Origin of the sequence: Inhella inkyongensis (assembly GCF_005952805.1) — a bacterium.
Lineage (GTDB): Bacteria > Pseudomonadota > Gammaproteobacteria > Burkholderiales > Burkholderiaceae_C > Inhella > Inhella inkyongensis.
In genome coordinates, this window is the sequence record NZ_CP040709.1 from 3,600,862 (window position 1) to 3,614,774 (window position 13,913).

Sequence of the window (13,913 nt, forward strand, 5' to 3'; positions counted from 1 at the left end):
AAACCTAGCGAGGCAGGAAAGCCAGCGGCATCAACACGAAACAAAACCCGATCAGCAAGTAAGACGCTTGATAAATCAGGAATCGCAGCAGAGTGGCCCACCAGCGCCCACCGTAAACCCGCTGCAACGCCAACAGGGGGGCCAGCGCAATCATCAGCAGCGGCACAGGCTCCAACCACTCAAGGCCCGCTCGCTCTATCCAGATGCCCAATGTGACCAGCAGATAGACCAAAGCCTGCTGGTGAACCACAAACACCATGTGCTCGCCATAGCGGCAGGAGCGCCGGCTATAGAGCCGCTGCATCACGCCCGCCAAGACCGGCAGGGCCAGCACCACGGCATAAGGCAGGATGCCCAAATTGGCCCAGCCACTGCCCGGCTCCACGTGGGGTGAAGCGGGTCGTAGCTTGATCGACACCAGGCACAGCAGGCCAAAGCTCAGCAGCAGATGCAAAGGCATGACATGCCGTGCGCGCCTGCCCTGCAAATAGTCCAAAGTCAGCTGCCCAGGCCTCAGAAGCAGCAAGCGAAGTGAATGCCAAAGCTTGCCTTCCAGCGCCACATAGTGATTGATGAACTCGTGCACAAACTCCCAAAAACTGGGCTGGTGCAGGTGGGCAGCCTGCCCGCACTGGGCGCAGAACTTGTCCCAGGCCGCCAGGCGATGGCCGCAGTTGGGGCATGCATTGGGGCATTGAGGAGAAGCAGTCGTCATCGTTCGCCGGTATGGAATTGCCACTCGCGTTGCATCTGGCGCCAGCCGGTCGAGAAGGTGGCGCGCACGCGGTAGCGGCTCAGGGCTTGCAGGGGCTGGCGCGGCAGCAGATAGGCCACATGGGGTGCCAGACGCAAATGCGGGTCGGCAGGCCCCTGCAACAGCACGGTATCCACCCGCTGGCCCGCTTCGTCCTCCAACTCAAAGGCCTGCACGCTCAGGCGCTCGCCGGGCAAGGCCTGGATGGAAACGGGCATGCCAAAACGATCCAGATTGGCCGGACGCGGTTGCTCGCAGCAGGCCTCGGGGGGCACATGATGGGCATCGGGCCCGGGCCACAACAGGATGGGCGGACCCACGGGCTCGCGCCAGCCCAGACCGGGGCTGCCCAGGGCAATCACCAAACCCGGCTGCGCGTTCACACCCACGCCCGCCTCTTCGGCCGTGGCCGACAGCAGCACGTGGCGGTGATATGGCCCGGACAGCAGGTGCTGGATGGCGGCCTCGGGTTCTTCGTGGCCAACGACAAAGACCTCGGCCACCACGCCGCGGCGCCGCTCGGCATAGCCCAGTGCGCGGGCGCGATCGGCCGGGCGTTCGCCCAAAAAGAGTTCGCGATCGCGTTCCTGGCTGTGGCTGGTCTGCTGATGCAGGGCCAGGTAATCCGCATGAGCCTGGGCCGCCGCCTGCAGTTGTGCCTGCGGGCGCAGGGCTTGCAGGCCCTGCTGCACGCGTTCGCGGTTGAGCAGCGCCAGCACCCGCTCGGCCGCCGGGGACAGCGACTGCGCCTGCAAGGCCGGCAGCATCAGCAACAGAAGGAAAAGGCGAAACAGCCAGGGCATGGGGGCGTGAGTGTCGCCAAAAAGGGCGAGTACAAAAACAAAAGCGCCCCGAAGGGCGCCGTTGTCTTGAGAACCAGTGCCTCAGCCTTGCAGGCCGCGCCTGCCCCACTCGATGGGGCAGGCCCTTCGACCGGCGTCGCTAGGTCCTCAGGACCTTGCTCGGCCCGGCCTCAGCGAACCACTTGCGCCAGCTCGCCCTTGGCGTAGGCCGCGGCCATGTCCACCAGGCTGCGGTTGCTCTGCTTGCGGCCCTGGCCCTCGCAACCGAACTCCAGGTAACGCTGCTTGCAGATGGCCTGGGCAGCGGCGCGCGCGGGCTTGAGCCATTCGCGGGCGTCGAACTTGTCCGGGTTCTCGGCCAGGAACTTGCGCACCGCACCGGTCATGGCCAGGCGGATGTCGGTGTCGATGTTGATCTTGCGCACGCCGTGCTTGATGGCTTCCTGGATCTCCTCGACCGGCACGCCGTAGGTCTCCTTCATCTTGCCGCCGTACTGGTTGATGATGGCCAGCAGGTCCTGCGGCACGGAAGACGAGCCATGCATCACCAGATGGGTGTTGGGGATGCGGGCGTGGATTTCTTTGACGCGGCTGATGGCCAGAATGTCGCCCGTGGGCTTGCGGCTGAACTTGTAAGCGCCGTGGCTGGTGCCGATGGCGATGGCCAGCGCGTCCAGCTGGGTGGCCTTCACAAACTGCGCGGCCTCCTCGGGGTCGGTCAGCATCTGGGCGTGGCTGAGCTTGCCCTCGGCGCCGATGCCGTCTTCCTCGCCGGCGTCACCCGTTTCCAGATTGCCCAGGCAGCCCAGCTCGCCTTCCACCGACACGCCGACCTTGTGCGCCATCTCCACCACGGCGCGGGTCACCTCGACGTTGTAGGCGAAGTCGGCCGGGGTCTTGCCGTCGTCGCGCAGCGAGCCGTCCATCATCACCGAGCCAAAGCCCAGGTCGATGGCGCCCTGACAGACCTTGGGGCTGGTGCCGTGGTCCTGGTGCATCACCAGGGGGATGTGGGGGAAAGACTCGGTGGCGGCCTGGATCAGGTGCTTGATGAAGGGCTCACCGGCGTACTTGCGGGCACCGGCGCTGGCCTGCAGGATGACAGGCGCACCGACTTCGTCAGCGGCGGCCATCACGGCCTGCACCTGCTCTAGGTTGTTCACATTGAAGGCGGGAATGCCATAACCGTGCTCGGCGGCGTGGTCGAGCAGCTGGCGCATCGAAACGAGAGGCATGGGAAGGTCCTAGAGAGAGTGAAGAATTTGGGCGGAAGACCGGTTCCCAGGCGCGCTGTAACCGCTTCGTAACTGGGCCGGGATTCTACGGAGAGGCGCCCTTCAGGCCCGGCACCGGACCTTGGAATGCGGGGGATTCTTGCCGCCAATCGACCGCCGTGGGGCGCCCCGGCAGGTTCAGTTGCGCCACCCGGGCCGGGCTATGGCTCAGCACCGCGCCGCCGCGGATCACCAACAGCCGGCCGGCGCGCAAGCGGATCGCCTCGATGGGGTCGCCCGCTTGCAACAGCACACAGTCGGCCGGCGCACCCACTTCGATCTGTGGCCGCGCCCGGCCCAGGACCTGGGCCGCATTCACGGTCACCGCGTCAAAGCAGGCGCGCATGCCGGCCTGGGACGTCAGCTGCGCCACATGCAGGCCCATATGGGCCACCTCCAGCAGGTCCGCACTGCCCAGCGCGTACCAAGGGTCCATCACGCAGTCCTGGCCAAAGGCCACATTGACGCCCGCCGCCATCAGCTCGGGCACGCGGGTCATGCCGCGGCGCTTGGGATAGTTGTCGAAGCGCCCCTGCAGCGTGATGTTGATGAGGGGGTTGGCCACCACCTGCAGCTCGGCCTCTGCCATCAGCGCGATGAGCTTGGCGGCGTAGGCGTTGTCCATGCTGTGCAGGGAGCACAGATGCGAGGCCGTGACCCGCCCCTGCAGCCCGAGGCGCAAGGTCTCGGCGGCCAGGGTTTCGACATGGCGAGAGGCCGGGTCGTCGGTCTCGTCGCAGTGCATGTCCACCGCCAGGCCGCGCGCGGCCGCCAGCTCGCACAGTAGGCGAATGCTCTGGGCGCCATCGGCCGCCGTGCGCTCGTGGTGCGGGATGCCGCCCACGACCTCCACGCCCAGGTCCAGGGCTTGAGTGAGCAAGCCCAACGCACCGGGCGAGCGCAGCAGCCCGTCTTGCGGGAAGGCCACCAACTGCAGGTCCAGATAGGGCGCAACCCGGCGCTTCACGTCCAGCAGGGCACGCACCGCCAGCAGGCGTTCATCGCACACATCCACATGGCTGCGAATGGCCGACACACCCTGGGCCACCGCCCAGTCGCAGTAGCGCAGCGCGCGCTCCACCAGGGCCTCTTCGGTCAGATGGGGTTTGAGCTCCCCCCAGATCTGAATGCCTTCCAGCAGGGTGCCGCTGGTGTTGACACGCGGCTGTCCGTGGCTCAGTGCCGCGTCCAGGTGGAAGTGCGCGTCCACAAAGGGCGGGCTCAGCAAGGCGCCGGCTGCGTCGACCTGCTCGGTGTCGGCCGAAACCGGCAGCGCCGGCCCGATGGCGGCAAAGCGGCCGTTCTCGATCCGCACATCCACGCCCCGCCGCCCGTCCACCAGCGCCACATTGCGCAGCAGCAGGGGCTGAGGTTGGGGCGTGGGCATCAGCCCAGCTCCAGCCGGTTGCGGCCGGCCCGCTTGGCCGCATAACAGGCCGCGTCGGCACGCGCCAGCAGGCGACGGGCGTTTTCCACCGCCCCCAGTTCCAGTGGGTTGCAAACCGCCAGCCCCAAGCTGACGGTGAAGGGCAGGCGCCGCCCTTCGAACTCGCAAACCTCAGCCTCCACCGCCGCACGAAAACGCTCGGCCATGACACGCGCTTCATCCAACGAGGTATCGGGCATCAGCACCACGAACTCCTCGCCGCCGATGCGCGCCAGATGATCCTGCGCACGACGGAAATGCTGGCGCAGCAGGTTGGAGAAATGCTGCAGGCAGGCGTCTCCGGCCAAATGGCCGTGGTGATCGTTGATGGCCTTGAAGTGGTCGATGTCCAAGAGCAGCAGGGCCAGGGGCTCGACATGGCGCTGGGCCTGGGCCCAGGCCTGCTCCAAGTGCTGCACATGGTCGCGCCGGTTGGCCAGCCCGGTCAGGCTGTCCTCGCGGGTCAAGCGTTCGATCTCGGCGCGGCTGGCCAGCAGGGCTTGTTCGGTATCCAGCTGCACGCGGAAGGCGCGAGCATTGCGCAGGGCCATGACGGACAGGTAGGCGGTGTAGAGACCCACCGTGAGCGCCGCCGCGCGGGTGCCGGACTGCTGGCTCAGCGGCCACAAGGGCGGCAGCACCAGGAGTGCCATGAAACTCAGCGCCGAGGTCGGCACCGGGAACATCATCGCGGCCGCCGCCGAGGCAAAGGCCAGCATGGACACCACGGCCGTCAGCGTCACGGTGGCGTCGCTGCCGTCTAGGCTGCCGTAGACCAGCAGCACCGCGCAATAGACCAACGCGCTGCCATGCACCTGCAGCCAGCGCAGGCGCTGCCAGCGCGGTAGCCCCGCGTCATCGGCCGGCAGGCGGTGCAGCCGGCGCAACGGCCAGCTGATCAGAAAGATCAGTACGGCCAGCCATAACGGAGCGGGCAGGACGTACCAGGTCTGCGGGCCGGCCGACCAGCCCAGCACCAGGCAGCCCAGCGCCAGAAAGGGCGGGCCATCCAGGGTGCGCCAATAGATCTCTTCGGCCACCCGACGTTCACGGCTAAAGGTTCGCTCGGCCACCGAAGGCGGCAGGGAATCAGGCATCGAAGTCCCGCAAGGTGCGCCCGGTCTGGGCGCGCTGCATTCTCAACCGAAGCGGAACTGACCGAGGCGATTGCTGGGGTTGAGGGCCGCCGCCACCGCGCCAGCGCTCTGGCGCAAGGCCGAAGGCGTCAGCGCGTCATAGGTCGCCTGCAACAACGGGCCCAGGCCGTGCTCGGCGCTGAAGGAGCCCCCATGGGCCGCCACCAGCGCATAGATGCCCTCGCGCAGGCGCGCCATGTCCTCGGCGCCCGGCTTGGGGCAGTCCTTGGGCCAGACCAGGTTGTAGTGCTGGCCACCGTCGCCCAAGTGGCCGAAGTCGCAGACCTTGGCGGGCGCGAAATGCTCGGCCAGCCAGGCCCCGGCCTGGGCGCGGAAGGGCAGGAAAGCGCGCCGCGGCAGGCTGATGTCAAAGCCGATCACCGCGCCCTGCTCGCGCAGGCCCTCGCTGACCGCATGGCGCAGGCCCCACAGTCCTTCGTCGTTGTCCAGTGCCGCGTCGACCACCGCGCCGGACTCGAAATCGGCCTCCAGTTGGGTGTGCAGAAGCGCGCGCAGGTCCAGCTGGCTGGCCGGCACATCGGCGCTCAGCTCCACCAACAGGCTGTAAGGCGGCAGGCCTTCGGCAAAGGGCGAGGCGCCGCCCTGCACATGGATGGCAGCCTCCAGGGCGTTGGCGCTCAAGCCCTCGAAGGCCGACACCAGGCTGCCGAAGGCCGCGGTCCACCGCTGGTAGAGCGGCCACACGGCGTCCCAGTCGGCCGGCGCCACCAGGGCCACGGCGCTCTGCTTCGGCAATGGCGCGAGCTTCAGCGTGGCCTCGGTGATCAAGCCCAGCGCACCGGATGAACCGATGAACAGATGCTGCAGCGCCAGGGCGCTGTTGTCCTTGGCCAGGCCTAGCCCTAAGCGCAGCGCCTGCCCATCGGCACGCAAGACTTCCATGCCAAGGGTGTTGGCGCGCACATCGCCGTAGCGGCACATGCGCGTGCCACCGGTGTTGTGCGCCAGCATGCCGCCGATGCTCGGGTCGGCGCTCAGGTCGATGGGGAACTGCAGGCCGTGTTCGGCCAGGCGCTGGTTCACTTCGCTGAGCTTGAAGCCCGTGGAGACGCGCAGCGTGCGGTCCAAGGGATCGAACTCGAACACCTCGCGCAGGCGCTCGGTGCTCAGAATCACCTGCCCCTGCGGTGTGGCCGCCTGCACCAGGCCGGTATGCGCGCCCTGCAGCACCAAGGCAATGCCGTGCGCATCGGCCAGACGCAGCAACTCGGCGGCCTCGGCCACCGAGCCCGGCTTGAGCAAGGCCGCCGCCTGGCCCGCGCCATAGCGCGCGCCCTGCAGATAGCGGGGTTCGACCTCGGTGCTGGCTAGCGCGCCGGCAGCCTTCAAGAAAGCATCAAGACTCATCGTCGGACCGGGTCTTCTTGTGGCGCCAGGCCGCACCGAGGGCCGCCGTGACGCCCGAACTGGCCATCAGCAGCGGCGTCAGCGCCCGCGCTTCTTCACGGGGCAGCAGCCGCACCCAGTCCATGACGCCGTTGAAGACCCACACGGTCAACAACACCGTGCTGAGGGCCGCAAACGCGGCTGCCAGCCAGAACAAGGACTTGGTGGTCATCGGCAATCTCAGTTCAGGATTTCGAGAGCCTCGTGCGTCGTCATCTTGAAGATGGCGGTCGCATTGCCGGCGTCGAAGGCCAGGTCCAGGCGGCCGCATTGCAGGCGCTCGCGCTGGATGAATTCGTAGAAGCTGCCCGGCACATGGCGGGCCACCCAGTCGCCCTCAGCCGTCAGGAACTCGCGTTCGACTTGGGCGGCCTTGAAGGCCGTCTGCATCACGCGGCCGCTCTTGCTGACCTCGATGGCCGGCTTGATCGAACGGCCCTTGGCCTTCTGCCCATCGCTCAGGCCTTGCAGGTCTTCGACGCGGTCGGTGGCATGGTTGAAGGCGTTGCCTTCCGTGCTGATCCAGGCCATTTCGGCGGACTCGTTCAGCAGGGTTTCGTAGTCGGCCAAGGCAAAGCCACCATGCTGGCGGCCGAAGCAGGCCACGATTTTGGGCATCAGGGCCAGGGCATCGGCCCAGGGCAGCGCGCTGTCGCGACCCAGGCGCTCCAGACGGCCGATGTCCTGCGGGCCCAGCGGGTCCACGGAGTCGGCCAGCACGCGGGTCACCGCGGCCTGGAACTCGGCGCTGAACTGCTCGGGGTGCAGTTCCGAGACAAAGAATTGCGCAATGGTCTCGGGGAAATCGGCATGCGCCCAGGCGCGGCCGGTCATCTTCAGGCGCGGCAGCGGGTAGGTGTCGGCCACCTGGAAGCCCAGCGGGCGCAGCACGCGGCTGATCGCGGCCTCACCCGGGGGCAAAGCGCCGCTGGGCCAGGCCACGGTGCGCAGCGCGCCGTGGTCGAAGGTGATCTTCTGGCCGGCGGCCATCACGTCTTGCACATAGTCGTGGCCCTCGGGCACACGCTCGTGCAGGTCGTAGAACAGCACCATGTTCAGCGCCTGCGCCATCTCGGCACGGCTGACGGTCTCGCCCACGGCCTTCAACAGGCGCGGGTCGATTTCCAGCTGGGTGAACAGGGCATCAGCGGCGGACACGCCGAGCATGCCCTTGACGAGGCGATAGACGCCGGTATCAGAAGAAGTCATCGAAGCAAACCACAACCAATCGGGCGCAGCATCCGTGGCACGCCCAGAAGATGAGGGGCCGCGGCGGAACCGGCTTTGCCGGGCTGCTCGCGGCGCCCCCTTGAGGGGGAGGCGGCCCACAAGGGCCGCTTCGGGGGTGGGTCAGTTCCTTAAACGTCGAACTTGACGCCTTGGGCCAGCGGCAGGCTGTTCGAGTAGTTGACCGTGTTGGTCACGCGGCGCATGTACTGGCGCCACGCATCCGAACCCGACTCACGGCCACCGCCGGTTTCCTTCTCGCCGCCGAAAGCACCACCGATCTCGGCGCCCGAGGTGCCGATGTTGACGTTGGCGATGCCGCAGTCGCTGCCGCTGGCGGCCATGAAGGCCTCGGCTTCGCGGATGTCGGTCGTGAAGATGGCGCTGGACAGGCCTTGCGGCACGCCGTTTTGCAGCGCGATCGCCTCGTCCAACTGCTCGTACTTCAGCACGTAGAGGATGGGCGCGAAGGTCTCGTGGCAGACCACCTCGGTCTGGGCCGGCATGGTCACCAGGGCCGGGGCGGCGTAGAAGGCCTCGGGGTGCTCTTGGCTAAGCGCACGCTCACCACCGCGCACCACACCGCCTTGTTCCTTGGCGGCTGCCAGCGCAGCCTGCATGGCGTCGAAGGCCAGCTTGTCGACCAGCGGGCCGACCAGGGTGCCGTCGGCCAGCGGGTTGCCGATCTTCAACTGCACGCGCACCTTTTCCAGGCGCTCGACCAGCTGGTCGTGCACCGAGGCGTGGGCGATCACGCGGCGGGTGGTGGTGCAGCGCTGGCCGGCGGTGCCCCAGGCACCGAAGGCGATGGCGCGCACGGCCAGGTCCAGGTCGGCCTTGTCGCTGACGATCAGGGCGTTGTTACCGCCCAGCTCCAGCAGGCAACGGCCAAAGCGCGCGGCCACCTTGGGGCCGACGATGCGACCCATGCGGGTCGAGCCGGTGGCGGAAATCAGCGGCACGCGCACGTCGTTGACCAGGGCTTCACCGACGGCAGCACCGCCGTTGACCAGCATCGACAGACCTTCCGGCGCGGCGTGGCCGTCGGCCTTGTAGGCGGCCACAGCCTTCTCGAACAGGGCCTGCGTGGCCAGAGCCGTCAGCGGGGTCTTCTCGCTGGGCTTCCACACGCAGGTGTCGCCGGCCACCAGGGCCAGGGCCGAGTTCCAGGCCCACACCGCCACCGGGAAGTTGAAGGCCGAGATGATGCCCACCACGCCCAGGGGCATCCACTGCTCCATCATGCGGTGGCCGGGGCGCTCGCTGGCAATCGTCAGGCCATGCAGCTGGCGGCTCAAACCGACGGCGAAGTCGCAGATGTCGATCATTTCCTGCACTTCACCCAGGCCTTCGCTGGCGATCTTGCCGGCTTCCAGGCTGACCAGGGCGGCCAGATCGGCCTTGTGGGCGCGCAGCACTTCGCCGAACTTGCGCACCAGCTCGCCGCGCTTGGGCGCGGGAATGACGCGCCACTGCAAGAAGGCGGCATGTGCGGTACCAATGGCAGCGCTCATCTCGGCGGCCGTGGCTTCGACCACCTTGCCGGTGACAGCGCCGTCCACAGGCGAGCGGGCGGTCAGCGTGCCTTCGGTGTAAAGAGCCTTGGCAACGCCCATGCGGGCGAGCAGCTCGTGGGCTTGGGTGGAAATGGTGGACATGGGAATCTCCTGAATGCGAAAAGCGCCGCCGCGCTGAAGAAACAGAGCGGCGGCGCTGGGTGTTTAGCGCAAGCTGTGCAGCTTAGGCGATCGACTGGACGTTGCGCTGCGTCTCGTAGGCCATGCCGAAGCGGTTGGCCAGGAAGTCGGGCAGGGCCACGTCTTCTTGGCGGATGAAACCCTTCTGCGGCAGCTTGCCCTGGCGGAACAGGTCCACGGCCGTGCAGATGCCGGCGGCGGTGGTGATCTGGATGGCCGACAGGGGCTTCTCGCCACGCTCGGCGAAGATCTTGCGAGCGAACACTTCCTGCAGCAGCTGGCCGTTCTTCATACCGGACACGGTCACGAACACCAGCACCACGTCCTGCATGGTGGCAGGCATGCTCTTGCGCATGATGTCCTTCAGCTGCTCCTGGTCGCCGGCCAGGGCCAGGTCTTCCAGCAGGAACTTCATCAGGTCACGGTGACCGGGGTAACGCACGGTCTTGTAGTCCAGGTTCTGGACCTTGCCCGACCAGGTCTCGCACAGGGTGCCCAGGCCGCCCGAGGTGTTGAAGGCTTCGTACTCGACACCGTCCAGGCTGAAGTGCTCCAGGCCTTCCAGCGGCAGGGCCTGAATGAAGTCACCGCCGTGGATGGCTTCGCAGGGATGGCAGTACTCGTTGATCAGGCCATCGACCGACCAAGTCAGGTTGTACTTCAGCTTGTTGGTCGGGAAGGCGGGCAGCGCGCCGACGCGCATCTGCACATCACGCACTTCGTCGAATTGCTTGGCCAGGTGGTGGGCCACGATGCCGATGAAGCCGGGAGCCAGGCCGCACTGGGGCATGAAGGCGGTCTTGGCGTCCTTGGCCATGGCCATGATGGCCTTGGTAGCGGCCACGTCTTCGGTCAGGTCGAAGTAGTGGCAGCCGCACTCCAGCGCGGCTTCGGCGGCGGTGATGGCCAGGTGGTAGGGCAGCGCATTGACGACGGCGTCGTTGCCGCGCACGCCGGCCATCAGGGCGGCCTTGTTCTCGCTGTCGACTTCCTTGGTGGCGATGCCTTCGGCTGCCAGCACGCTCAGGTACTTGGCGCTCTTGTCCAGCACGGTGACCTGGTAGTCGCCGGTGGCGTGCAGCAGGCGGGCGATGGTCTGGCCGATGTGACCGGCGCCGAGCAGGGCAATCTTCATCATGGGGAAGTCTCCGAAAGGGTTTTGAGGCGCCGCCAGGACGCAGCGACGCGATGAACGGGACTGTAGGAAAGCGGCATGACGAAAGAAAGCGCAGCTTCGTCGGAAAATGCGGCTCGAACGACGATTCGTCACTTCTCTTCGTCATATTGCATTGAATAGGGAAAACCATGAGCACCGCCCCGCTGGACGATTTGGACCGCCGCCTGCTGGCCCTGCTGCAGGCCAACGCGCGCGCCGCCACCGCCGATCTGGCCCGCCAACTGAATGTGGCGCGCACCACGGTGGTGGCCCGGCTGGCGCGGCTGGAGGCCAGCGGCGCCATCGTGGGCTACACCGTGCGCCTGGGCGCCACCGAGGGCAGCGAGGGCGTGCAGGCCTTTGTGAACCTGTCGGTCAGCCCCAAGGTGGCGCGCAAGGTGATCGAGCGGCTGTCGCTCTTGCCTGAACTGCGCCAGCTGGCGGCCGTGAGCGGCGAATTCGACTACTTGGCTGTGCTGCGCGCGCCTTCCACGCAGCGTCTGGACGCCTTGCTGGATGAAATTGGCGAGATCGACGGCGTGCTGCGCACCACCACGTCGGTGCTGCTGGCGATGAAAGTCGATCGGGTGGCGTAGCCCCCCCGGTAAGCTGCGCGCCTCTCTTACGGAGCCCTCATGGATCTCTCCTGGATTGCCTTCCTCGCCGGCCTCATCCTCTTCTTCGGCCCCCATTCCGTGCGCCTGTTCGCCGAGCCCTGGCGCCAGGCGCGCATGGCGGCTTGGGGTGAAAAGGGCTGGAAGGGACGCTACAGCCTGGTGGTGGGCGTTGGCTTTGCACTGCTGCTGTGGGGCTTTGCAGGTGTGCGCCATGAACAGGCGGCCCTCTTCACCCTGCCCGCCGGCTTGGGGCTCGGCATGCGCCATCTGATGGCGCTGCTGATGCTGCCGGCGTGTTGGCTGATCGTGGCCTATCACCTGCCGCGCAGCCATTTCAAGGTCCGCCTGGGCCATCCGATGCTGCTGGCCACCAAGCTCTGGGCTTTTGCTCACCTGCTGGTGAATCACAAGCCCGTGGAGCTCCTGCTGTTCGGCAGCTTTCTGCTTTGGGCGGTGCTGGACTTCCGCGCGGCGCGCCGGCGCCCGGCAGCTGCGCCGCAGTCGCCGTCCTGGCTGCAAACTGGCATGGCCCTGGTGGGCGGCACCGCCTTCTACGGCGCCTTCGCCCTCTGGCTGCACCCGCTTTGGCTGGGGGTCAGCGCGCGCTGATCAAACCACGCAGACCCGGTCGCGCCCCGACTGCTTGGCGCGATAGAGCTGGGCATCGGCTGCCGCGTACAGCGCCTCCAACTTGTGCTCGCCCTGGGTGACGGCCACGCCCAGGCTGATGGTGACCCGGCCCCCATCGGGCAGCAGGCCCTCGGCTTCGCGCACCGCACAGCGCACGCGTTCGGCCAGCACGGAGGCCGCGGCCGCATCGGTGCGCGGCAGCAGCAGCGCAAACTCCTCACCACCCACCCGCGCCGGGGTGTCCTCCAAGCGCATCTGCGCACGCAGCAGCTCGGCCACGCGCTGCAGCACCGTGTCTCCGGCCGGATGGCCATGGGTGTCGTTGATGCGCTTGAAGTGGTCGATGTCCAGCATCACCAGGGCCGTGGGGTGCCCATGGCGGCGCGAGCGCGCCAGCTCCTTTTCCGCCAACTCGTTGAAATGGCGGCGGTTGAACAGCCCCGTCAGGGCGTCGCGAATGGCTTGCTCGCGCAGTTGCTCGCGCAGTCGCACCACCTCGCTGATGTCGGTGGAAAAACCGATCAGGGTCGGCACCCCTTCGTAGGTGATGGGCACCTTGACCGACCAGTGGTGCACCAAGCGGCCATCGGGCCCGACAAAGCTTTCTTCGCCAATTTGGGGTTGCCCCATCGCGAAAACCTGCTGGTCCAGCTCCCAGAACTTGTCGGCACGTTCCAGCGGCATGACCTCGACATCGCGCTTTCCCACCGCCTCCTCCGCAGCAATGCCCCACTCCCGCGCCACCTTGTCGTTGACGAATCGGTAGCGGCGCGACTCATCCTTCATGTAGACGAAGGCGTCGATGTGATTGAGGACGGCCAGCAACAACTGACGCTGCTCTTGCAGCTGGGCCTCAATGGCCTTGCGCTCGGTGATGTCGGTGGACACGCCACACAGACCGATGACCTCGCCGTGGGCATCGTGCATGGGCTTCTTGACGGTCCAAAACACGCGTTGCTCGCCGGTGGCGCCAAAGACATTGGTTTCTTCTTCTTCGATCTCCTCGCCCAGGTGCAGCACACGCAAGTCGTGTTCGCGGATGCGATCGGCGCTCTGCTGATCCACATAGTCGCCCACCTCGCGGCCCAGCACGGCCTCGACGCTTTGCGCACCCAGCAGCGCCAGCATCGGTCGGTTCACATAGGTGTAGCGCCCCAGCAAGTCCTTGCTGAAGATGCAGGCCCCCACGGCGTCCAGCAAAGCCCCCATCGAGCGAAAGGCTTCGACTGGGGTGGTCAGGCTGGCGCTGATTTCAATCATGGGCGACCGGCAATGAAGGAGAGCCGGATGGTAGCCAGCTACTTCGCTTTGACAATGGCGATCAAGCAACTCAAGGAAAACCCATGAAATACCTGCACAGCATGGTGCGCGTGCGCGATCTGGACACGTCGTTGCGCTTTTATGTCGACGCCCTGGGCCTGCGCGAGGTGCGCCGCAGCGAGCACGCTGCGGGCCGTTTCACCCTGGTCTATCTGGCCGCTCCGGGCGACGAGGCCGCCCAAGTGGAGCTGACCTACAACTGGCCGACTGAGTCCGGCCAGACCGAGGACTATGGTGGCGCGCGCAACTTCGGCCACATCGCCTACGGCGTGGACGACATCTATGCGCTGTGCGCGCGCCTGCAGGCGGCCGGCGTCCAGATCCTGCGGCCGCCGCGCGACGGCCGCATGGCCTTTGTGCGCTCGCCCGATCAGATTTCCATCGAGCTGCTGCAAAACGGCGCGGCGCTGGCGCCGGCCGAGCCCTGGATCTCGATGCCGAATGTAGGCAGCTGGTGAGGCTGACG

14 protein-coding genes are annotated in these 13,913 nt (G+C 66.9%); 3 read left to right on the top strand and 11 right to left on the bottom strand.

Translation table 11 applies throughout. The features are described from left to right. Nucleotides 1-4: 4 nt before the first annotated feature. The 10 genes from FF090_RS16920 to FF090_RS16965 form a co-directional block, all read right to left on the bottom strand. On the bottom strand, nucleotides 5-715 hold the full coding sequence (locus tag FF090_RS16920; RefSeq protein ID WP_138857844.1) for a DUF3667 domain-containing protein: 711 nt from the start codon (nucleotides 713-715) through the stop codon (nucleotides 5-7). Further along, on the bottom strand, nucleotides 712-1,557 hold the full coding sequence (locus FF090_RS16925; protein WP_138857845.1) for a CAP domain-containing protein: 846 nt from the start codon (nucleotides 1,555-1,557) through the stop codon (nucleotides 712-714). The genes FF090_RS16920 and FF090_RS16925 overlap by 4 nt, the downstream gene beginning before the upstream one ends. A gap of 170 nt (nucleotides 1,558-1,727) precedes the next feature. Further along, nucleotides 1,728-2,792 (bottom strand): class II fructose-bisphosphate aldolase, encoded by a 1,065-nt coding sequence (gene fba, locus FF090_RS16930; RefSeq protein WP_138857846.1) that lies wholly within the window; start codon nucleotides 2,790-2,792, stop codon nucleotides 1,728-1,730. Between the two features lie 85 nt (nucleotides 2,793-2,877). Then, nucleotides 2,878-4,218, bottom strand: coding sequence for an amidohydrolase family protein (locus tag FF090_RS16935; RefSeq protein ID WP_138857847.1), 1,341 nt, complete (start codon nucleotides 4,216-4,218; stop codon nucleotides 2,878-2,880). Then, a complete protein-coding gene (locus FF090_RS16940; protein WP_138857848.1) occupies nucleotides 4,218-5,354 on the bottom strand; it encodes a GGDEF domain-containing protein in 1,137 nt (378 codons plus the stop codon). The genes FF090_RS16935 and FF090_RS16940 overlap by 1 nt, the downstream gene beginning before the upstream one ends. A gap of 42 nt (nucleotides 5,355-5,396) precedes the next feature. Continuing rightward, on the bottom strand, nucleotides 5,397-6,761 hold the full coding sequence (locus tag FF090_RS16945) for an FAD-binding oxidoreductase (protein WP_138857849.1): 1,365 nt from the start codon (nucleotides 6,759-6,761) through the stop codon (nucleotides 5,397-5,399). After that, nucleotides 6,751-6,972, bottom strand: a complete 222-nt coding sequence (locus FF090_RS16950) for a hypothetical protein (protein ID WP_138857850.1) — start codon at nucleotides 6,970-6,972, stop codon at nucleotides 6,751-6,753. Before FF090_RS16950 ends, FF090_RS16945 begins: the two co-directional genes overlap by 11 nt. Nucleotides 6,973-6,980: 8 nt before the next feature. Then, entirely contained in the window at nucleotides 6,981-7,871 is an 891-nt protein-coding gene (locus FF090_RS16955) for a DUF1338 domain-containing protein (RefSeq protein ID WP_246071593.1), read from the bottom strand. Nucleotides 7,872-8,158: 287 nt separating this feature from the next. Continuing rightward, entirely contained in the window at nucleotides 8,159-9,685 is a 1,527-nt protein-coding gene (gene amaB, locus FF090_RS16960) for an L-piperidine-6-carboxylate dehydrogenase (RefSeq protein ID WP_138857851.1), read from the bottom strand. 82 nt (nucleotides 9,686-9,767) lie between these two features. After that, on the bottom strand, nucleotides 9,768-10,859 hold the full coding sequence (locus tag FF090_RS16965) for a saccharopine dehydrogenase family protein (protein WP_138858437.1): 1,092 nt from the start codon (nucleotides 10,857-10,859) through the stop codon (nucleotides 9,768-9,770). Nucleotides 10,860-11,029: 170 nt separating this feature from the next. On the opposite strand from FF090_RS16965, the gene FF090_RS16970 reads away from it, so the two are divergent. Continuing rightward, nucleotides 11,030-11,476 (top strand): Lrp/AsnC family transcriptional regulator, encoded by a 447-nt coding sequence (locus tag FF090_RS16970; protein ID WP_138857852.1) that lies wholly within the window; start codon nucleotides 11,030-11,032, stop codon nucleotides 11,474-11,476. Nucleotides 11,477-11,515: 39 nt separating this feature from the next. Then, nucleotides 11,516-12,106: an NnrU family protein gene (locus FF090_RS16975; protein ID WP_138857853.1), complete on the top strand. Its 591-nt coding sequence runs from the start codon at nucleotides 11,516-11,518 to the stop codon at nucleotides 12,104-12,106. On the opposite strand, the gene FF090_RS16980 is transcribed toward FF090_RS16975, so the two are convergent. Continuing rightward, nucleotides 12,107-13,387 carry a sensor domain-containing diguanylate cyclase gene (locus FF090_RS16980; protein WP_138857854.1) on the bottom strand — a complete coding sequence of 427 codons (1,281 nt, stop codon included), beginning with the start codon at nucleotides 13,385-13,387 and terminating at the stop codon, nucleotides 12,107-12,109. It lies immediately after the preceding gene. Nucleotides 13,388-13,470: 83 nt separating this feature from the next. On the opposite strand from FF090_RS16980, the gene FF090_RS16985 reads away from it, so the two are divergent. Then, nucleotides 13,471-13,905, top strand: a complete 435-nt coding sequence (locus FF090_RS16985; protein ID WP_138857855.1) for a VOC family protein — start codon at nucleotides 13,471-13,473, stop codon at nucleotides 13,903-13,905. The last annotated feature ends 8 nt before the right edge of the window (nucleotides 13,906-13,913 follow it).

Excerpts from the sequence above, each read along its gene's own strand:
- FF090_RS16925 (WP_138857845.1), bottom strand. The coding sequence starts at position 1,557 with ATGCCCTGGCTGTTTCGCCTTTTCCTTCTGTTGCTGATGCTGCCGGCC.
- FF090_RS16935 (WP_138857847.1), bottom strand. The coding sequence starts at position 4,218 with ATGCCCACGCCCCAACCTCAGCCCCTGCTGCTGCGCAATGTGGCGCTG.
- amaB (WP_138857851.1), bottom strand. The coding sequence starts at position 9,685 with ATGTCCACCATTTCCACCCAAGCCCACGAGCTGCTCGCCCGCATGGGC.
- FF090_RS16970 (WP_138857852.1), top strand. The coding sequence starts at position 11,030 with ATGAGCACCGCCCCGCTGGACGATTTGGACCGCCGCCTGCTGGCCCTG.
- FF090_RS16940 (WP_138857848.1), bottom strand. The coding sequence starts at position 5,354 with ATGCCTGATTCCCTGCCGCCTTCGGTGGCCGAGCGAACCTTTAGCCGT.
- FF090_RS16965 (WP_138858437.1), bottom strand. The coding sequence starts at position 10,859 with ATGAAGATTGCCCTGCTCGGCGCCGGTCACATCGGCCAGACCATCGCC.
- FF090_RS16920 (WP_138857844.1), bottom strand. The coding sequence starts at position 715 with ATGACGACTGCTTCTCCTCAATGCCCCAATGCATGCCCCAACTGCGGC.
- FF090_RS16945 (WP_138857849.1), bottom strand. The coding sequence starts at position 6,761 with ATGAGTCTTGATGCTTTCTTGAAGGCTGCCGGCGCGCTAGCCAGCACC.
- FF090_RS16985 (WP_138857855.1), top strand. The coding sequence starts at position 13,471 with ATGAAATACCTGCACAGCATGGTGCGCGTGCGCGATCTGGACACGTCG.
- FF090_RS16950 (WP_138857850.1), bottom strand. The coding sequence starts at position 6,972 with ATGACCACCAAGTCCTTGTTCTGGCTGGCAGCCGCGTTTGCGGCCCTC.
- FF090_RS16955 (WP_246071593.1), bottom strand. The coding sequence starts at position 7,871 with ATGGCGCAGGCGCTGAACATGGTGCTGTTCTACGACCTGCACGAGCGT.
- FF090_RS16980 (WP_138857854.1), bottom strand. The coding sequence starts at position 13,387 with ATGATTGAAATCAGCGCCAGCCTGACCACCCCAGTCGAAGCCTTTCGC.
- FF090_RS16975 (WP_138857853.1), top strand. The coding sequence starts at position 11,516 with ATGGATCTCTCCTGGATTGCCTTCCTCGCCGGCCTCATCCTCTTCTTC.
- fba (WP_138857846.1), bottom strand. The coding sequence starts at position 2,792 with ATGCCTCTCGTTTCGATGCGCCAGCTGCTCGACCACGCCGCCGAGCAC.